Raw genomic sequence first — 19658 nt, 5'->3', positions numbered from 1 at the left:
ATCGATGAGGTGAGATGATGGAGGATAGACTATTAATATTATTAAAGAATTTAAAGATTGATGAACAAGTACAGTTTTTAAAAAAAGGTCTTATATCGAAAGTAGTGGTTGGTAAGGATGATAGTTATACGTTCTATTTATCATATCCACAGCTAATACCATTTGATGAATATCAGTTGTTGTTGCAGGGAGCTCAAAATTTTCCCTATCCTGTAAAATATCGCATCAATTATGAAAATACTGATTTTACAGTTGAGCAATTATTACCATATGTAGGATATCTTTTAGAAAAATTGAAACAAGAATATCCAGTTTGTTCAACTTTAACAATAGATAGTTTTAAAATTGGATCAATTATAAAAATAGAGACTTGTAACGAAATCCAGCTAGAACAACTATCCCAATTAAAAAGTCAAATTGAAACTCTTTTTGCGGGAGTTGGTATCGATAGACCATTTGATTTTTATATCGATGAAAATAATGATATTTTCAAAGATATCAAAGAAGAAATGGAAGCTTATGAACCAGTAGAAATAGATATGTCATTATTACAAAAAAACGAAAAACCACCTGTTCAGGAAAATAATTATAAAAACAATTACCGTCAAAAAGGTAATGTCATTGAAATGAAGATAGAAGAAATAACTAATCAAACGATGGAGAATAATATCGTGATCAAGGGATATGTATTTAAAACGGATATGGTTAAAACCAGAGCCGGAAAGCATATTCAAAGTCTTTGGGTAACTGATTATACAGATTCTATTATCGTTAAAAGGTTTGAAAATAATTCTAATAATTCCCTTGAAGAGTTAAAAGTAATTGGTAAAGGGAATGTTTGGGTCAAAGTGCGCGGTGAAGCACGTTTTGATAGTTTTGCCCATGAAACAGTATTGATGGCGCGTGAAGTTGAAGTAATTAAAAGTCCTGCCGCAAGAAAGGATACATGTGAGACAAAACGAGTTGAATTACATACACATTCAAAAATGTCAGCAATGGATGGTATTGGAACGATCAGTCAATATATAAATACGGCAGCATCATGGGGACATAAGGCTATAGCAGTGACAGATCATGGAAATGTCCAATCTTTTCCTGAGGCTCAAATGGCTAGTTTGAAAGCGGGTATCAAAATGATCTATGGAGTAGAGTTCAATATGATCGATCCAACTTTAAATATTGTCTATAATCCAATCGATACTTCAATTGAACACGCCACATATGTATCATTTGACTTAGAAACAACTGGTCTTTCAGTTATTCATGATGGCATAACGGAATTTGGTGCTGTAAAAATTAGAAATGGTGAGGTCATCGACCGGATGCAAAGATTTATTAATCCTGGCAAGATAATTTCTTCTAGAATTACTAATCTTACTAATATTACTAATGATATGGTTAAAAATGAACCTACTATTGATGCCATTTTACCGGATATTTTAGAATTTTTTGATGATTGTATCTTAGTTGCTCATAATGCGAATTTTGATATTGGCTTTTTAAATGAGAATTTAAGAAGAAATAATTTACCAGAAATAACTAATCCAATCATTGATTCATTAGCTCTAGCAAGAGCTATCTTAAAACCAATGAAATCATATCGATTGGGAAATGTCTGTCGTACTTATCGGGTTAATTATGATGATGAAGTTGCCCATCGTGCTGATTATGATGCTCAGGTTTTAGGTGATGTTTTTACTTTGATGATTCATCAAATCATGCAGGGGGGAAAATATAATTTATTAGATTTATGTGAATTAACAGGTGATGATGTTTATAAAATTGTTTATCCTTATCATATGACAGCGTTAGCTTTAAATAAAACGGGATTAAAGAACATGTTTAAATTAGTAAGTGAAGCTAATACTAAATATTTTCATGGTGAATCAAGGATTCCTAAAGAGCGTTTGGAATATTATCATGAAGGTTTGATTTATGGCAGCAGCTGTTATAATGGTGATGTTTTTGAAGCAGCTTTAAATCTTTCTGATGATAAATTAGAAAAGGCCATGGCATTTTATGATTATATAGAAATTCAGCCGTTAGAAGATTACTATCATTTAATTGAACGAGGTAAACTTCAAGATCGTGATGAATTAATTAAGTCATTACATCGTATCGTCGATTGTGCTAAAAAATTAAATAAACTGATCGTTGCTACCGGAGATGTTCATTTTTTAGATCTTAAAGATAAGATTTTTAGAGATGTCTTTATTTCTAACCCGACAATCGGAATAGGACATAAAGCACATCCCTTATGTGATCGTCGTAATCCTAAAGCTAAAAATCCTTCTCAGTATTTACGAACTACAAATGAGATGCTGGAATGTTATCCTTATTTACCACAAGAAGAAGTATATGAATACGTTGTAACTAATACTAATAAAATTGCTGATATGATTGAAGAAATCAAACCAGTACATGATAAATTATATACGCCAAAAATTGATGGTGCAGATGAAAATTTGAAAAAACTTTGTTATGAAACAGCTTATAAAACATATGGTAATCCCTTACCAGAAATCGTTGAAAAGCGTTTAGAAAAAGAATTAAGTAACATCATCAAACATGGTTTTGGGGTCATTTATTATATTTCCCATTTATTAGTAAAGAAATCTAATGATGATGGATATCTGGTTGGTTCAAGGGGATCGGTAGGATCTTCTTTTGTAGCCACGATGTCAGGAATTACCGAGGTTAATCCGTTACCGCCACATTATGTTTGTTTGAATTGTTCTTATAGTGAATTTTTAGATGAAGGTGTTATTGCCGATGGTTATGATCTTGAAGATAAGGTTTGTCCTAAATGCGGAAAGATAATGAAAGGCGAAGGACACAATATTCCTTTTGAAACCTTCCTTGGTTTTAATGCTGATAAAGTACCAGATATCGATCTTAATTTCTCAGGTGAATATCAAGCTAATGCCCATGCTTTTACTAAAGAAATCTTCGGTGAAGATCATGTCTTTAGAGCCGGAACAATTTCGACAGTAGCGGAAAAAACTGCTTATGGTTATGCCAAGGGCTATGCTGAATTAATGGGGACTGATCAAACGATCAGAAGTGCTGAATTAGAGAGAATCGCAGCTGGCTGTGGTGGTGTCAAGCGAACTACGGGACAGCATCCTGGGGGAATAATTGTCATTCCTCGGGATATGGATGTTTTTGATTTTACTCCTTACCAATATCCTGCCGACGATCTAACGGCAGCATGGAAAACGACACACTTCGATTTCCATGCGATTCATGACAATGTCTTAAAATTTGATATTTTAGGGCATGTCGATCCTACGGTTACTAGAGCTTTACAAGATCTAACCGGAGTCGATCCTAAGACGATTCCCACGAATGATAAAAAAGTAATGTCTTTATTTACTAGTAGTGAAGCTTTAGGCTGTAATCTAGACTTTATTGGTTGTAAAAATGGTGCGCTGGGCTTACCCGAGTTTGGAACGACTTTTGTTCGCGGCATGCTGGATCAAACGCAGCCTAAGTCATTTAGTGATCTAGTTATCATTTCAGGATTATCTCATGGTACGGATGTTTATTTGGGCAATGCTGAAAGTTTAATTAAATCAGGAACTTGTACGCTTTCGGAAGTAATCGGATGTCGTGATGATATCATGGTTTATTTGATTGAAAAGGGCTTACCAAATAAAGATGCATTTGATATTATGGAATGTGTTCGTAAGGGAAAATCACCAGCCGTTTTTCCGGAGAAAAAGTATGAAGAATTAATGAAAAAATATAACGTACCACAGTGGTATATTGATTCATGTAAAAAAATCAAGTACATGTTTCCCAAAGCCCATGCAGTGGCTTATGTTCTTTCAGCAATTCGAGTAGCCTGGTGGAAAGTTTATTATCCTCGCGAATATTATGCAGTTTATTTTTCGACAAGATGTGATTTTTATGAAATAGATACCTTGATCCAAGGAAAAGATGCCATCATGGCAAGACGTGAAGAAATTACGCGGCTTCGAGCTGAGCGAAGTGCTTCAAATAAAGATGAGGGATTATGGGATGTATTTGAAATTGCTTTAGAGATGATTGAACGAGGGTTCCATTTTAGTCCAATCAGTTTGGAATATTCACAAGCGAGTAAGTTTATTCTTGATCCTAATGATGATCATGCTTTGATTCCCCCATTTAGTGCTATTGATGCTTTAGGTGATGCGGTAGCTAAAACTGTTATTGAAGCGCGTGAAAAAGGGCCGTTTTTGTCAAAAGAAGATGTTATCAAACGAACTAAATTAAATAATTCACATATTAAGACACTTACAAAAATGGGTGTATTTAATGGGATGCAGGAAAGAAATCAATTATCACTTTTTTAAAAGGTTGCAATATAAATTAAAATGTGCTATTATATAGACAGTTTCATAGGAAGCGAGTGGGGCAACCCACTCTTTATTATTGAATAGAGGTGAAATGATGGAACTTTTGGATAAGATTAAAATGATGATTGAACCAATTTTACAAAGTAACGATGTTTATCTTGATGATATTGAATATGTTCAAGATAAAGGGGAGTGGTATCTTAGAATCTTTATTGAAAAAAATGAAGGATTTTTAGATATGGATACTTGTGTAGCTGTAAGTGAAGCGATTAGCCAGAAACTCGATGAAGAAGATCCGATTCAAGGAGAATATTATTTGGAAGTTTCTTCACCGGGAATCGAAAAACCGTTAAAAACATTTGAACAGGTTAAAAAATCGATCGGTAAATATGTTTATGCTAAATTTTATGATCCGATTGCGGGGATGGATGAAGTTGAAGGTTATATTAAGACAATTGAAGATGAAGTGATTGAATTTGAATATTTGGTCAAAAATATTAAGAAAAAGATTAAGATTGACTATAACAATATTAAATTTATTAGACTAGCTGTGAAATTTTAGGAGGAAAAAAAAGTGGCAAGTAAAAAATTCATGGACGCATTAAATCTATTAATTGAAGAAAAAGGAATTGAAAAAGAAGTTTTCTTAGATATGTTAAAAGAATCAATTGCAAAAGCATACAAGAAAAATTATTTAAATCCTGATGCTAATGTCCGTGTTGAAATTAATGAAAAAACGGGTAAGTTTAGACTATTTGAATTAAGAACGGTAGTTGAAGATCTTGAAGATGAAGATATTGAATTATCTTTAGAAGAAGCTCAAGCTATCAATCCTTTTTATAAAGTAGGAGATGTTGTTGAAACAGAAGCTGATGTTGAACATATTGGGCGTTTAGCAGCAATTCAAACTAAACAGCTGTTTAGACAAAAAATTCGCGAAACTGAAAAAGAAACACTTTATAATGAATTTGCAGATAAAAAAGATGATATTATTACGGGAATCGTTGATCGGGTAGAAGATAAGTTTGCAATTATCAATATTGGTAAAACTGGAGCTTTTTTAGCAATAAATCAACAAATTCCTGGTGAAAAGATCAAAGAAGGTCAACATTTGAAAGTTTATGTTAATGATGTTGATCGTGGTACAAAAGGAACTCATATTGTCGTTAGTAGAACCGAACCAAATTTTGTTAAGCGTTTATTTGAATTAGAAGTGCCTGAAGTATATGAAGGAATCGTTGAAATCAAAGCTGTTTCTCGGGAACCTGGCGAAAGAAGTAAAGTAGCTGTTTATACTAGCCATGAAAATGTTGATCCAATTGGTTCATGTGTAGGACCTAAAGGAAGCCGAGTTAAAAATGTCGTTGATGAATTAAATGGTGAAATGATCGATATTATTATTTGGAGTAGTGATCCAGTTGTCTTTATTTCAAATGCTTTAAGTCCATCTGATGTTAAATATGTTACTGTTAATGAAGATGATCATAGTGCTTTAGTAATCGTACCTGATGATCAGTTGTCTTTAGCAATCGGTAAACGTGGTCAAAATGCCCGTTTAGCAGTACGTCTTACGGGATGGAAGATCGATATAAAATCAGTCAGTGAAGCTTTAGAACTTGGTTTAGTGACATTAGATGAAATTGATAATGAACCAAAAGATTCACCTGTTGATACTGGCTTTGAAGAAGAATTCGCTCAAGAAATGTTAGAAAAGACAGCAGCTGAAGCAATTGAAGATGATGAAACAGAAGCAGTTGAAGTGACACCAGTTAAAAAAGTCTTTGAATATGAAGATTTTGAAGATTTAGATGATGATTACAATAAGTATGATGAAGAAATCGATTATGATGAATATGATAAATATTATGATGCTGATTAAGGAGTGATGATCTTGCGTAAAATACCATTGAGAAAATGTTTGGCTACTGGAGAACAGTTGCCAAAAAAAGAAATGATAAGGGTCGTTCGTAATAAGGAAGGCGAAGTATTCGTTGATCCGACGGGAAAGATGAATGGTCGTGGTGCGTATTTAAAAAGAAGTAAGGCAGCTTTTGAAACGGCAAAAAAGAAAAAAGTTTTAGCCCGAGCTTTACAAGTTGAAATTCCTGAGCAGATTTTTGAAGAATTGGAAAAATATGCAAATGAATAATTTTTTAAATACCTTAGGTCTAGCTAGTCGGGCTCGTAAAATCGTTACAGGAGAAACATTAATAAATAAAATTAGATCTAATGGGGTATATTTCGTAGTTATTGCTAGTGATGCAAGTGATAATAGTAAGAAGAAGATTACAGATAAATGTACTAGTTATAATGTTGATTATGTTATTGCTAGTAACATTAGTGAACTTTCTAAAGCAATCGGTAAAAATAATCGTGTCGCAATAGGAATTACAGATAGAGGATTTGCTAAAAATTTAAAAGAAAAGATAGGAGGGTGAAGTTATGGTAAAACAAAATAAACATTCAAAAAATAAAAAGGGTGCATCAAAAAAGAAACAATTGAAATCTAATTTTCCTACTAAGAAAGAAGAAGTAGTTAAAGATGGAGTAATTGTATATGAAGAAGGAATCACAGTTGGACAATTAGCAGAAAAAATTGGTCAAACACCTGCTAATGTTATTAAAGTATTATTTTTATTAGGAACGATGGTGACGATCAATTCTTCATTGAATGATGAACAAGTTGAATTAATATGTTTAGAATACGGTTTTGAAGCTGAAAAACATGTTGAAGTAAGTGAAGTTAATTTTGAAGAAATCGATATCGTAGATGATGAAAAAGACTTAGTACCACGTTGTCCAGTGGTTACAATAATGGGACATGTTGATCATGGAAAAACAACATTATTAGATACAATTAGAAAATCTGCTGTTGTTGAAGGAGAATTTGGTGGAATTACTCAGCACATTGGTGCTTACCAGGTTGATGTAAATGGAAAAAAAGTAACTTTTTTAGACACTCCAGGTCATGAAGCTTTTACAGCAATGAGAGCTCGTGGGGCCCAGGTAACGGATATTGTAATTATTGTTGTTGCTGCTGATGATGGTGTTATGCCACAAACTAAAGAAGCTATCGATCATGCTAAAGCAGCTGGGGTTCCAATCGTTGTTGCCGTCAATAAGATCGATAAAGAAGGTGCTGATCCTGAAAGAATCAAAGGAGAAATGTCTGAATATGGTCTTTTACCTGAAGACTGGGGTGGAGATACCGTGTATTGTGAAATCTCAGCTAAAAAGGGAATCGGAATCGAAGAATTATTAGAAACTTTAACTGTAGTTGCGGAATTGGCAGATTTAAAAGCTAATCCTAATCGTTATGCATACGGTAGTGTCGTTGAGGGTAAATTAGATAAGGGACGTGGACCAGTAGCAACTTTATTAGTTGAAAATGGAACATTAAGAGCCGGTGATCCCATCGTTGTTGGTACGGCATTTGGTCGCGTTCGTCAAATGTTAGATGATCGTGGTAAAATTATTAAAGAAGCTTTACCAGCAACACCTGTAGAAATTACGGGATTAAATGAAGTACCTGTAGCTGGTGATAAATTTATGGCTTTTGAAACTGAAAAACAGGCACGTAGTGTTGGAGAATCACGTTTGAAAGCTAAACAGGATAAGGAACGTAGTACGGGAGCAGCTTTATCACTTGATGATTTATTTTCACAAATCAAAGATGGTGAGGTCATTGATTTAAATATTATTGTTAAAGCTGATGTTCAAGGTACAGCTGAAGCGGTCAAAGCTTCACTTGAAAAAATAAATGTTGATGGTGTAAGAGTTAATGTAATTCGTTCAACAGCAGGTGGAATTTCAGAATCTGATGTATTATTAGCGACAGCATCTAAAGCAATTATTTATGGTTTTAATGTTCGTCCTAATGCTAAAGTTCGGCAAAAAGCAGAAGAGGAAGGCATTGAGATCCGTTTGCATAATATTATTTATAAGATGGTTGAAGAAATCGAAACAGCGATGAAAGGAATGCTTGCTCCTGAAGTGAAAGAAGTAGTTACTGGACAAGCTGAAATTCGTCAAATTATTAAAGTTTCCAAAGTTGGTAATATTGCTGGATGCTATGTTACTGATGGATTTATTCGTCGTAATTGTGGAGTACGCTTACTTCGTGATGGTGTTGTTGTATATGAAGGTAAATTAGGATCATTGAAACGTTTCCAAGATGATGTAAAAGAAGTTGCCAGTGGTTTTGAATGTGGTTTAAGTATTGAAAACTTTAATGATATTAAAGAAGGCGATATTGTTGAAGGCTATATCATGGAAGAAGTAGAAATTAAGTAGGTGATTAAATGGCTTTAAAGAAAGAAAAAGTTAGTGGTATTATTCAAAGAGAATTATCACAGATCCTTCAAACAGAAGTACGTGATCCTAAAATTGGTTTTTGTACGATCACAGCAGTTGATTTGACTAATGATTTATCGATTGCTAAAATTTATGTAACTTTTTTAGGTAAAGATTTTGATACACGTAAGGGAATGCAGGCATTAGAGCGTTCAAAAGGGTTTATTCGTTCATTGCTTGCTAAGCGTCTTACTATTCGTAAAGTGCCTGAATTATATTTTGTCAACGATACTTCTTTAGAGTATGGAAATAAGATTGAAAAGATAATAGATGATCTAAATCATCATGGTGAATAATTTTTAAGGTTTTGATTTATTAGTTCAGTGAAACTAAAAGATCAAAACCTTTTTTGTTTGTTGTAGGAAAATCTTTTAAATGATATAATTAAAATATTAAAGAAAGGGGAAAACTATGGCAAATGTAATTTTGAAACAGCATATACCCATTTTTGTTTCATCAACCTACGAAGATTTGATTCCATATCGTGATCAAGTTAAAGAAGTTATCGTTAGATTAGAACAAATAGTAAAAGGAATGGAATATTTTGGTTCTAGTCCAAGTAATTCACTAGCAACCTGTTTATCTCAGGTAAGAGAAAGTAAAGTATTTATTTCAATCATTGCTATGCGTTATGGTTCAGTTCATGAAGAGTTTGATCTTTCCTATTCAGAACTAGAATATAATGAGGCTATAAAAAATAACGTTCCTACTCTAGTTTATATTTTGGATGATAATCATCCAATTCCTCCTAAATTTGTTGATACCGGAATTAAAGCAGAAAAATTAAAAGCTTTTAAAGAAAAATTGAAAAAAATACATACTGTTAGTTTTTTTACTACACCTGAGGATTTAAGAGATAAAGTTAGTAGAGATCTAGTAGATACTTTAAGCGGATTAGAGGAAAAAATTAAATTTGATATCGAAAGAAACCGTGAATTTGAAATAAAAAGTGAAAATTTAAATAAAGAGATCATTAATGAATTTTATCTTCGCCCTAAAAAACATGCTGGTAAAGAAGGAAAAATAAAATTGCAAATGGTTGATGAACCATTTACCGTAAAAAGTGAAATTGTAAATTCCATAGGTCTAACAATTGGTGATACAATCGGTCGAGAAGTAAATATTCTTGATTTTGAAACTAATGAAAATATTGGAAGAGAAACATCATATATTTATGCTGATGGAGAAAATGCTGACTGGCTGGAAAAACTGGCTGTTAATGATGTAGTAGAAGTAAAAGTTCGTTTGAATTACTGTGTTGTAAAAGAAAAAAGAACTGCTGATGGTGAAATCATCTCTGATTTAACTGATGTAGTGTATAATTGTTTGATTTTATTAGAATTTGAAAAGAAATAATTTAAGATATATTATTTTGGAAAGGTATGCAGGTAAAGAAAATGATTACATTAAAAAATGATTTTTTAGAAGTACAATTAGCTAATAAAGGTGCTGAAATTATTAAAATTATTGGTCAAAAAGATCAAATAAATTATATGTGGCGTCGTGATCCGATTCAATGGGGGAGTAGTGCACCAGTTTTATTTCCGATAGTTGGCGCTTTACAAAATAATGAATGTCGTATCGATGGTAAGACATACAGTATGACGCAACATGGTTTTTCACGTCATAATGAATATCAGGCAAATCAAATTAGTGACCAGAAAGTAGTTTTTACACTTACATCAAATGAAGAGATCGTTAAACAATATCCATATTTATTTAAATTAGATGTTATTTATACTTTAAATGAGAATATTTTAACATGTAATTTTAAAGTAACAAATATTGATGAAAAAGAAATATATTTTCAAATTGGGGGACATCCAGCATTTGCTTGTCCATTTATGGAAAATGAATCTAGTAACGATTATTATTTGGAATTTAGTGAAAATGAAACTTTGGCACGTAAAATTTTGAATCTTGAAAAAAAGGGAATCACTCATGAAACAGAAAGTTTTTTAGATAATGAAAGAAGATTTTTTATTCGTCAAAAATTGTTCAGTAATGATACGATCATCTTAGAAAATTTTAAATCGAAAAAAATTGCATTAAAATCTTTGAATCATGATAAATCATTGGTAGTTCATATGGACGGTTTTAAACACTTAGGAATATGGGCGGCTAAACATGTAGGTGGACTTGTTGCTATTGAACCTTGGTTTGGACATAGTGACTATGTCGATTTTACTGGGGAATTTAAAGATAAAGAAGGAATTATCGCTTTAAAACCTAATGAAGTATTTGAAGCAGCATTAAAAATTGAAATCAACCAATAATGACAAAAATTTTATGATCTACAAATTATAATCTAATTATGAAAATAAAAATAATTGAAAAAACTCATGAATTAGATTTAGAAGATGAAATCAATGAATTTATCGCTAAAAAAGATCCTAAAATCTTAGCAATTCATTATCAAGTAGCAATGACTTTTTCTAGTGAGCTAGAATATAGTTTTAGCTGTTTGATCGAATATGAGGATAAATAATTATTTATCCTTTTTTTGAATAGTTTCTTTAAAACTGCTAAAACTAGTAATGGAGGTGATTCCATGGCAAAAGATGTATGTTGTCATGTTGACAATTGTGTATACAATCATAATTGTAAGTGTGATGCCCAAGAGATTACAGTATGTAATTGTAGATGTAATGAAGCAAAAGAAGTTAAAGAAACTGCTTGTGAAACTTTTAAATGTAGATAGGAACTTCGGTTCCTATTTATTTTATTGTTTTATAAAAAGTGCTATAATGGTTACGGTGAAGAATATGAAAAGAATTGTTTTTATTATTATATGTAGTATATTGTTGACAGGCTGTTTTAATAATAGCTTAGACGATGATAAAAATGATAAATTATATAAACAATATAAAATATATGAAGAGATGCTCGATGAGTCTAAAAACTATCAGGATGGTAGTGATGAGTTTTCAATCAGATTAATTATCAATAAAATAGATGATGAGACAAATCGCTATGATGTTGTTATTGACAGTCCTAAAATAAATATGTATCATTTACAAGCAATCGCAAAAGTTGAACAAGATGAAAGTGCGAGTTTACCTAATTTAGGAATTCTTGAAGATGATGTATTTTCACTCGTCCCTAATGTTATAGATAAAGAAAAAGGAATTTATAAAGGTGTAAATTTATCTGGGATCACGACAAAAAAAGAGTTTAATGTATTAGTTTATTTAACTTTTTATAACGATGAAAATGGTAAAGAAAAAGAAGAGAGGTTTATAAGATTATATGGTAATGCGATTAGATAAATTGTTAGCTAATTATGGAATGGGAACTAGAAAAGAGGTCAAAGCTTTTATTAGAAAAGGATATGTTACAGTAAATGGAGAAATAATAAAAAAAGATGACTATAAAGTTGATTATGAAAAAGATATAATTGTTTTTGATGGTGAAAAGGTCAATTATCGGCCTTATGTATATATAATGCTTAATAAACCACAAGGATATGTTAGTGCTACCAAAGATAATGTTCATCCTACTGTAATAGATTTAATCATTGGTTATGAAAATTATGATTTATTTCCAGTTGGAAGATTAGATATTGATACAGAAGGTTTGTTGTTAATAAGCAATGATGGTGATTTTGCTCATAAATTGATGGCACCTAGTCGAAATCATTCTAAAATATATATAGCTGAAGTTGAAGGAATCATGAATGAAAATGATATTGCTGCTTTTAAAGAAGGAATTGTTTTAGATAATGGTTATAAATGTAAAAAAGCTAATTTACAAATACTAGAAACTGGTGAAGCTTTTTGTAAGGTACAAATTGAAATTTTTGAGGGCAAATTTCATCAGGTGAAAAAGATGGTTGAAGCCTGTGGCAAACATGTAACATATTTGAAGCGCTTAAAAATTAAAGATTTATCATTAGATCGTAGTTTAGAATTAGGTGATTTTCGTGAACTTACTGATGAGGAATTGGTCGACTTGATGAATGATTTATGATAGAATATGCATATATGTAAAGGGGAGTAGTAATGCGACTTAGAAATAATCCAAAGGCTTATGATATAATGAATGAAAATACTGATTTTGTTGTAATCGAGCCGGAAAAGTTTAAAAATAAATGGAAAGAAATTTTTGGTAATGATAATCCAATTTATATTGAAATTGGTATGGGCAAAGGTGATTTTATTTATGAAAATGCTCGTTGTAATCCAAATATCAACTTTATTGGAATTGAAAAATATCCAAGTGTATTAGCTGCTGCTATTAATAAAATTAATATGCAGGAAACAAAAATTACTAATCTACGCTTAATGCGTTATGATGCAATTTTATTAGGTGATGTTTTTAATGAGAATGAAGTTGATAAGATTTATTTGAATTTTAGTGATCCATGGCCTAAAAACCGCCATGAAAAAAGAAGATTGACTTCTAGTAAATTTTTAGATGTTTATCATAAAATATTAGTAAATGATGGTGTGATTGAATTTAAAACAGATAATCGTGGTCTGTTTGAATATTCTTTAGTTTCATTGAATCAGTATCCATTAGATTTAGAAACTGTAAATCTTGATTTGCATCACAGTCCTGAAAATGAAACTAATATTATGACTGAATATGAACGTAAATTTTGTAAGAAAGGCCCAATTTATAAATTGGTTGCGAGGTATCGAGAAAATGGATAAGTTAATTGAAATTAAAACACTTGAAGAATTTGACAAAGTTAGAGTGGGTAAAACAATTATCATGTTTACAGCTGACTGGTGTCCAGATTGTATGTTTGTTAAACCTTTTATTGGCGATATTGTTGATGCTAATCCAGAATTTAAATTTTATTTAATAAATCGTGATAATTTATTAGATTTATGTAAAGATTTAGATATTTTAGGAATTCCTTCTTTTGTAGGATATGAAGATGATAAAGAAATTGGACGCTTTGTAAGTAAACTTCGCAAAACTAAAGAAGAAATTCAAACATTTATAGATAGTTTAAAGTAAGAGGTGTAGAGATGTTATTTCATGGATTTTATAATCATGGTCATATCGGTGATATAATGTTAGCTAGATGTAATGAAGGTAAGACATTCAGTTATGATAAATATGATGACCTAGTTGTTTTGAAAGATAAAAAGGATAAAGTTATTGGTTATAATTTATTAAATGCCAGTAAATATTTAGGAGAAATTAATGATGGATTGATCAAATTTAGTGATGCACAGATAGAGGCTTTTAATCAACTTTTAAATAAATATGAATTAGAACCAGTAGTCTTAGATAAAACTCCACGTTTTATCGTTGGAGAAATCATTTCAATGTGCGATCACCCTGATTCAGATCATTTGCATATTTGTCAGGTGGATTTAAAGGATACAAAGACACAGATCGTTTGTGGGGCTCCAAATGTTGAAGCAGGACAAAGAGTTGTTGTTGCGACAGTGGGTGCAGTCATGCCCAGCGGTTTAATAATCAAACCATCAAAATTGCGCAAAGTAGATTCAAATGGAATGATTTGTTCTGCACGTGAGTTAGGTTTACCAAATGCTCCTCAAGTTCGTGGTATTCTTGTATTAGACAAAGATAAGTATGATATCGGAGATTCTTTTTTCTAGAAAAGGAGGGTAAGTATGTTTAGAGGTTTATTTAAAAAACATGAGCAGGATGATGATATTTTTGAAGTCGATCCAGTTGTTGAACAGCGTCGAAAAGAAAAGTTTAGTACGCCATTGATTTATGATGAAGAGTTTAAAGAAGAAGTTAGCGAAGCTGAAGAAAAACCTGTAGCTAAACCTAAAGCAAAATCAAAAACTGTTGAAACAAAACCGGTAGTTGAAGAAAAGCCTAAACCTGTTTATCAAATGAGCGAAGTCATTTCACCAATGAATGGTATTACAAAAAGAAAAGAAGAAGAAAAAACTGTTAAAACGAAAAAAACTGTTAAACCAAAGAAGAAAAAGAATAACGACCAGTTAGTGCCGGTATTGAGTCCATATTTTGGTAATTATGAAGAAAAACCAGTTGTTGAATCAGAAGCAAAATTAACTTCAATCAATGAAGAAAAAGCGAAAAAAAAGAAATCTAAAGAAATTGAAAAGTTACCAACAGTGGAGGAAAACTTACGAAATATAGCTAAAATAGTTGAAGAGGAAAAAGATCAGTTAAAAATTATCGAAGAAAGAACTGGGGAGTTTAAACTTGATTTTAGTACTAATGAACTTGAAAAACAAAATTCTTTAATTGATGAAATTGATGATGATATGTCTTTAGATGAATTGATGAGTTTGTATGAAAAAAAATTTAAGGATTAAAAATGATTAAGGGTATTGGTTGCGATATTGTTGATTTAAATCGGATAAATGATAAATTGGCTAATAAGATTTTAACTGCAAAAGAACTAAAAATATATGAAAATAAAAAAACATCTAAGCAAAAGCGTGAGTTTTTAGGAGGACGTTTTGCTGGAAAAGAAGCATTTTTTAAAGCTGTAGGAATTGATCAGGGTTTGGATACTTTTTGTGACATTGAGATATTAAATGATGCTAAAGGGAAGCCATATCTTAATTATCCCAATTCTTTTATTTCGATTGCTCATGAAAATGATTATGCCATCGCTTATGTAGTTGTAGAAGCTTGATTATTATTGATATATACTTATGTAAATAACCTGAATACAGGTTATTTTTATTTATATACCAAATTTTTTATGTTATTTTTAGGAACTATACTTTTTTTGTTGCTAAAAAAAAGAATGTGTGGATTTTGTTTTGGGGTATATAGTTAATATATAAATAGTGTTGATGGTTTAAAAAATTTAATTCTATACGGGGAGCTTATGTATGAAGATGTGTATTTTTTTGAAAATAATACTACAATGGAATAAATGAAGATGCTGGTTCTTCATTTTAATTATTAGTATTTCTGTCAAAAAAAGTGCATATTCTAAAAGTTTAGATTTAAAAAGCAAATTTTTAATTTTAAATGAAAGATGATTTTTAATAGTGTAATTATTTATGAGATTAATTTAAAATTGATAAATAATGATTAAACTTAATGATAGTAATAGATCCTTGTTGTTTTGCAACCTCAATTAGTGGAATTGTTACTTTTTTGTATGAAAAAGATTTTTAGTGAATCAATCAAAATAGCAGGAAAATGTAAATGGGATAATAATTATATAAAATATAGAAATTATAATAAATTAACTTTTTGACACTGATTCTTTGTAAAGGTCTAATTATATTGAAGAATAATTGACAGGTATTATAGTTCTTTGAAAAGTGAATGAAAATGTATACTGAAAACAAGTTTAGTAGTTTTTATTTAATAAAATCACTATTGTACTAAATAAAAATGTTTTCGGTTAAAAGTTACTCAAGTAACTCTCTTATACAAGTATTAGATAGAATATTTATTGAAAGTAAGATAATGTAGTTTTTATTTTTGATAGAATTTTTAGAGTGCCATATTTAAGTTATTATGCATAAAAAATATATTAAAATAAGAGAGCTAGTTTTAGGAGGTGACTCTTTTTGTTATCCACACTATTGATTAAGTTTTAATTATTAATTAACTGTTTTCTTTTATTTCTGTTAATAGAATACTAATGTATTTTTATTTATAGAATATTGCTAAAAGATTAGTTGTTTTTTATTTTGGGTAAAAGAGGAAATATGTATATTTTTATTAAGAGGCAATAACCAGCAAGATATCAAGAATTGATGAAAATTTGAATTATTGATTTTTTTATTGCTATTAAAACGAACAATAGAAACAAGTCATATACAATCACTTTTATAATGTAATTAAAATTTAGAGAAAGGGAAAGGTATACAAAATATACCAAAAGTATAATTTATGAAACATAATAGGTTTAGATTTCTTACATCTATTGCTCTAGTCTTCATGCTTTGCGTAAGTACTGTTATGCCGGTATTTGCTGATACACCAATAACAAAAGTCTTTGCAGCTTCAGATTATCAGGCAAAAACCGGTGATGCTGAAGGTGAAGAAATACTTGGCGCTATCATCGATGCTATGATAAATGATGGTCATACAAGCGTAGATGGGGCTTTATATGCCGGAGATTATGACTACAATATGCCTAGTGATACATCACATGGTATAATTTCTATCAAGAATGTATTTAATTCAAAATGGCCATCACTCAGTGAGGATAATATGGTATTTGTTCAGGGAAATCATGATCCTGCCAGCACTCCAGGAATTACTCCAAGTGGTGCTAACGATACTGAGGATTATGGGGTGTTTGTTATCAACGAAGGTGATTATATGTGGTATAATAGTGATCGTGGAACGATTGAAAAAACTGCTAATAATCTAGAAAATTATCTTGGTGATAAGCTTATAGAAGGTTATAGTAAGCCAATCTTTGTAGTATCACATTTGCCATTGCATTATAGTATGCGTACTCGTAATGACGGTGATACTCAATATGCCAATTTATTGTTTGATGTACTTAACGAAGCAGGTGCTAATGGTTTAAATATTATTTTCTTGTTTGGTCATGATCATTCAAATGGTTGGGATGATTATCTTGGTGGTTCTTGTATATATCTTGCTAAAGGTGATAGTATTAATATTGCTCAATCAAGTCGTACAGAATTCAAAGCAGAAACTTTAAACTTTACTTATATGAATCCTGGATACACAGGTTATTATAATCAAGTTAATAGTGGGGTTGAAGCTACACTTACTTCTACAGTATTTACAATTTATGAAAATCGTGTAGAGATAAATCGTTATAGTGCAAATGGTACATATAATCTTAAAAGCGAAGGAGTACGAAACGCTTATAAGAATGAAAGTGGTTATGATGTAGATACCCGAGTTGTTACCGGTCCTGGAAATCTTGAACTTAATACAGTTAAAGCCATGTCAGCTGTTAAGATTGTAAATGAGGGGAAAAATATTATCCCAGTTGGCGGAGCAGCTGCATTAACAGCAGAAATTTCTAATATAACTGATCCAATATTTGATTGGTCAAGCAGTAATTCTGATATTTTATCAGTTGAAGGCAATGGTGATAATGCAGTAGTTTATGCTGTTGGAGAAGGAAGTGCAACAATTAATTTAACTGTAACAGATGGAAATGATTCTACTACTACATCAACGTCGTATAGTGCAACTGCTATTGATACAGCTAATAGCAATGTTTATGAATTGGTAAATAAAGTTGATCAAATTGAAAGTGGTAATAAATATTTTATGATCTTTACAGATAGTAGAGATACATTACCTAAATACAGTGCTGTAACTCATGAAGTAATGACAAATGGGGGAAGAACTGGGCTTGTTCCAAAAGATATTGGATTAACTAGTGATGTTGCACATTTAACTGGTGATTATAGTAGCTATGAATGGACATTTACAGGATCAAATGGCAGCTATGTTATAAGTTGTGATAGTGGTGTTTTAAGTATTGGCAATAGTAATGTTAATTTAAATGGTTCTGCTGATCATATAATTAAAATTACAGATGGTTTAACAGGATTATATTTTACAGACAGTACTACTAATTATCAGTTAAGCGATTCTAGTAAAGGGATGTTTAGTGGATATTCAAATGGTGAAGGTAAACAATTCTCTCTTTACAGAAATATTGATATCGTCGAAGCACCTGGGGAACCACAAAATCTTTCTGTCGTTTCTGGTAATCAAACTGTGACTTTATCATGGGATGTGCCTAAAACTAATGGAGGTAATGCTATTACAGGTTACCAAGTATCATGTGATGGTTTAACTTGGGTAGATACAGTTGATAACAGTTATACTTTTACAAATTTAACTAATAATACAGCATATACTTTCTATGTCCGGGCAGTTAATAGTAAAGGTGCTGGTATTACGGCTAATATTATAGGAACACCTGTTGCTAAAGATCCTGAACCTGGAGAAATAGTAAACAAATTAGCTTTATCAATAGCTGTTGAAATGGCAAATAATGTAACTGATGAACAGTTAGCTAATGTTGTCCCAGCTGTCGTTAATGAATTTAAAGCCGCCCTACAAGAGGCAACAGTAATTTTAGCTGATGATAGTGCTAGTCAGGAAGTAGTAGATGCTTCATTTGCTCGTTTATCAGTTGCTATGCATATGTTAGAATTTGTAAAAGGTGATAAGAGTGCTTTAGAAGCCTTGATCAATGAAGCAAATAGTTATGCAGAAGAAGACTACACACCAGCTTCATGGACAGTATTCAAAGAAGCCTTAGATGTTGCTAGTGTTGTCATGAATGATGAAAATGCATTAGAATATGAAGTAGTAGAAGCCTTAAATAACTTAAAAGATGCCATGACAAACTTAGTGATCAAAGTAGATAAAACAAGATTACAAGAAGCATATGACATGGTAAATGGCTTAGATAAGAGTCTATATACAGAAGGAAGTGTTGCCAACTTAGCTAAACCAATGGCAAATGCTAAAGCGGTATTAGATGATGCAGATGCAACACAAGAAGCAGTAGATGCAGCATATGAAGCATTGATAAGAGCATACTTAGACTTAAGATTAATTCCAAACAAGGATTTATTACAAGGATTGATCAATAAAGCTGAAACATTAAATGTTACAAATTACAGTGCTAAGACATGGTCAGTGATGATGGAAGCATTAGATGAAGCCAAAGCAGTATTAAACGATCCAGAAGCAACACAGGAACAGGTAGATAATGCTAAAGATGTTTTAACAAAAGCGATGGCTGGATTAGAAGTAAATGAAGCAAGTAATCCAGTAAAAGCCGGTGATACAACAGCAAGTGTAGCTACTGGTGATGATAGTTTAATTGGTTTATTTGCGGGAGTAGGATTGTTAAGCATGGCTACAGTTTTAACAAATCGTAAAAGAAAAGAGAACTAGGAAAAAGTTTTTAATGAAAAGATAAAAATAAAAGGAACATAAATATGAAAAGAGATTTTCAATGATTTATGTTCTTTTGTTTTTAGGATAACTAAAGTCTTAAAATCATAATATTTTCAACTT

General features: G+C 31.3%; 19 protein-coding genes. All 19 read left to right on the top strand.

All coding sequences use genetic code 11. The features are described from left to right. The first annotated feature begins 17 nt into the window (after positions 1-17). The 19 genes from OC535_RS05305 (at position 18) to OC535_RS05215 (ending at position 19535) form a co-directional block, all read left to right on the top strand. Positions 18-4337, top strand: coding sequence for a PolC-type DNA polymerase III (locus tag OC535_RS05305; protein WP_027088950.1), 4320 nt, complete (start codon positions 18-20; stop codon positions 4335-4337). 97 nt (positions 4338-4434) lie between these two features. Next, on the top strand, positions 4435-4902 hold the full coding sequence (gene rimP, locus OC535_RS05300; protein ID WP_024720586.1) for a ribosome maturation factor RimP: 468 nt from the start codon (positions 4435-4437) through the stop codon (positions 4900-4902). A gap of 12 nt (positions 4903-4914) precedes the next feature. Next, complete coding sequence (gene nusA / locus OC535_RS05295) at positions 4915-6219, top strand: transcription termination factor NusA (protein ID WP_024720585.1); 1305 nt, start codon at positions 4915-4917, stop codon at positions 6217-6219. Between the two features lie 12 nt (positions 6220-6231). After that, a complete protein-coding gene (gene rnpM / locus OC535_RS05290) occupies positions 6232-6489 on the top strand; it encodes an RNase P modulator RnpM (RefSeq protein WP_024720584.1) in 258 nt (85 codons plus the stop codon). Continuing rightward, positions 6482-6778: a L7Ae/L30e/S12e/Gadd45 family ribosomal protein gene (locus tag OC535_RS05285; RefSeq protein ID WP_027088952.1), complete on the top strand. Its 297-nt coding sequence runs from the start codon at positions 6482-6484 to the stop codon at positions 6776-6778. Before rnpM ends, OC535_RS05285 begins: the two co-directional genes overlap by 8 nt. Positions 6779-6782: 4 nt before the next feature. After that, positions 6783-8633, top strand: a complete 1851-nt coding sequence (gene infB / locus OC535_RS05280) for a translation initiation factor IF-2 (protein WP_027088953.1) — start codon at positions 6783-6785, stop codon at positions 8631-8633. Between the two features lie 8 nt (positions 8634-8641). Continuing rightward, on the top strand, positions 8642-8989 hold the full coding sequence (gene rbfA / locus OC535_RS05275; RefSeq protein ID WP_024720582.1) for a 30S ribosome-binding factor RbfA: 348 nt from the start codon (positions 8642-8644) through the stop codon (positions 8987-8989). Positions 8990-9104: 115 nt separating this feature from the next. Further along, entirely contained in the window at positions 9105-10049 is a 945-nt protein-coding gene (locus tag OC535_RS05270) for a DUF4062 domain-containing protein (RefSeq protein ID WP_498823333.1), read from the top strand. Positions 10050-10090: 41 nt separating this feature from the next. Further along, the gene (locus tag OC535_RS05265; RefSeq protein WP_027088954.1) at positions 10091-10969 is read left to right on the top strand and encodes an aldose 1-epimerase family protein; all 879 of its coding nucleotides are present in this window, start codon (positions 10091-10093) and stop codon (positions 10967-10969) included. A 38-nt stretch (positions 10970-11007) separates the two neighbouring features. After that, entirely contained in the window at positions 11008-11181 is a 174-nt protein-coding gene (locus OC535_RS05260; RefSeq protein WP_081721093.1) for a sporulation protein Cse60, read from the top strand. Between the two features lie 63 nt (positions 11182-11244). Continuing rightward, complete coding sequence (locus OC535_RS05255) at positions 11245-11394, top strand: DUF1540 domain-containing protein (RefSeq protein ID WP_081721092.1); 150 nt, start codon at positions 11245-11247, stop codon at positions 11392-11394. A gap of 64 nt (positions 11395-11458) precedes the next feature. Continuing rightward, on the top strand, positions 11459-11962 hold the full coding sequence (locus OC535_RS05250) for a hypothetical protein (RefSeq protein WP_498823332.1): 504 nt from the start codon (positions 11459-11461) through the stop codon (positions 11960-11962). Then, positions 11943-12662, top strand: coding sequence for a pseudouridine synthase (locus OC535_RS05245; RefSeq protein ID WP_027088955.1), 720 nt, complete (start codon positions 11943-11945; stop codon positions 12660-12662). The genes OC535_RS05250 and OC535_RS05245 overlap by 20 nt, the downstream gene beginning before the upstream one ends. A 32-nt stretch (positions 12663-12694) precedes the next feature. Beyond that, positions 12695-13348: a tRNA (guanosine(46)-N7)-methyltransferase TrmB gene (trmB, locus tag OC535_RS05240; protein ID WP_024720577.1), complete on the top strand. Its 654-nt coding sequence runs from the start codon at positions 12695-12697 to the stop codon at positions 13346-13348. Further along, positions 13341-13661 (top strand): thioredoxin family protein, encoded by a 321-nt coding sequence (locus OC535_RS05235; protein ID WP_024720576.1) that lies wholly within the window; start codon positions 13341-13343, stop codon positions 13659-13661. Before trmB ends, OC535_RS05235 begins: the two co-directional genes overlap by 8 nt. An 11-nt stretch (positions 13662-13672) precedes the next feature. Then, complete coding sequence (gene ytpR / locus OC535_RS05230; RefSeq protein ID WP_027088956.1) at positions 13673-14272, top strand: YtpR family tRNA-binding protein; 600 nt, start codon at positions 13673-13675, stop codon at positions 14270-14272. A 15-nt stretch (positions 14273-14287) separates the two neighbouring features. Then, on the top strand, positions 14288-14968 hold the full coding sequence (locus OC535_RS05225; protein ID WP_024720574.1) for a hypothetical protein: 681 nt from the start codon (positions 14288-14290) through the stop codon (positions 14966-14968). 2 nt (positions 14969-14970) lie between these two features. Then, a complete protein-coding gene (gene acpS / locus OC535_RS05220) occupies positions 14971-15294 on the top strand; it encodes a holo-ACP synthase (protein ID WP_024720573.1) in 324 nt (107 codons plus the stop codon). Between the two features lie 1220 nt (positions 15295-16514). After that, positions 16515-19535 (top strand): fibronectin type III domain-containing protein, encoded by a 3021-nt coding sequence (locus tag OC535_RS05215; RefSeq protein ID WP_498823331.1) that lies wholly within the window; start codon positions 16515-16517, stop codon positions 19533-19535. Positions 19536-19658 lie beyond the last annotated feature (123 nt).

Origin of the sequence: Clostridium sp. Marseille-Q5894 (assembly GCF_946902305.1) — a bacterium.
GTDB lineage: Bacteria > Bacillota_I > Bacilli_A > Erysipelotrichales > Coprobacillaceae > Thomasclavelia.
This window is presented reverse-complemented; position numbering and strand designations above follow the sequence as displayed.

Bases quoted from the DNA above. Each gene is read 5' to 3' on its own strand.
- OC535_RS05245 (WP_027088955.1), top strand. From the start codon at position 11,943: ATGGTAATGCGATTAGATAAATTGTTAGCTAATTATGGAATGGGAACT.
- OC535_RS05225 (WP_024720574.1), top strand. From the start codon at position 14,288: ATGTTTAGAGGTTTATTTAAAAAACATGAGCAGGATGATGATATTTTT.
- trmB (WP_024720577.1), top strand. From the start codon at position 12,695: ATGCGACTTAGAAATAATCCAAAGGCTTATGATATAATGAATGAAAAT.
- rimP (WP_024720586.1), top strand. From the start codon at position 4,435: ATGGAACTTTTGGATAAGATTAAAATGATGATTGAACCAATTTTACAA.
- OC535_RS05260 (WP_081721093.1), top strand. From the start codon at position 11,008: ATGAAAATAAAAATAATTGAAAAAACTCATGAATTAGATTTAGAAGAT.
- OC535_RS05265 (WP_027088954.1), top strand. From the start codon at position 10,091: ATGATTACATTAAAAAATGATTTTTTAGAAGTACAATTAGCTAATAAA.
- OC535_RS05270 (WP_498823333.1), top strand. From the start codon at position 9,105: ATGGCAAATGTAATTTTGAAACAGCATATACCCATTTTTGTTTCATCA.
- OC535_RS05255 (WP_081721092.1), top strand. From the start codon at position 11,245: ATGGCAAAAGATGTATGTTGTCATGTTGACAATTGTGTATACAATCAT.
- OC535_RS05215 (WP_498823331.1), top strand. From the start codon at position 16,515: ATGAAACATAATAGGTTTAGATTTCTTACATCTATTGCTCTAGTCTTC.
- OC535_RS05235 (WP_024720576.1), top strand. From the start codon at position 13,341: ATGGATAAGTTAATTGAAATTAAAACACTTGAAGAATTTGACAAAGTT.
- acpS (WP_024720573.1), top strand. From the start codon at position 14,971: ATGATTAAGGGTATTGGTTGCGATATTGTTGATTTAAATCGGATAAAT.
- ytpR (WP_027088956.1), top strand. From the start codon at position 13,673: ATGTTATTTCATGGATTTTATAATCATGGTCATATCGGTGATATAATG.
- OC535_RS05305 (WP_027088950.1), top strand. From the start codon at position 18: ATGGAGGATAGACTATTAATATTATTAAAGAATTTAAAGATTGATGAA.
- OC535_RS05250 (WP_498823332.1), top strand. From the start codon at position 11,459: ATGAAAAGAATTGTTTTTATTATTATATGTAGTATATTGTTGACAGGC.
- rbfA (WP_024720582.1), top strand. From the start codon at position 8,642: ATGGCTTTAAAGAAAGAAAAAGTTAGTGGTATTATTCAAAGAGAATTA.
- OC535_RS05285 (WP_027088952.1), top strand. From the start codon at position 6,482: ATGAATAATTTTTTAAATACCTTAGGTCTAGCTAGTCGGGCTCGTAAA.
- infB (WP_027088953.1), top strand. From the start codon at position 6,783: ATGGTAAAACAAAATAAACATTCAAAAAATAAAAAGGGTGCATCAAAA.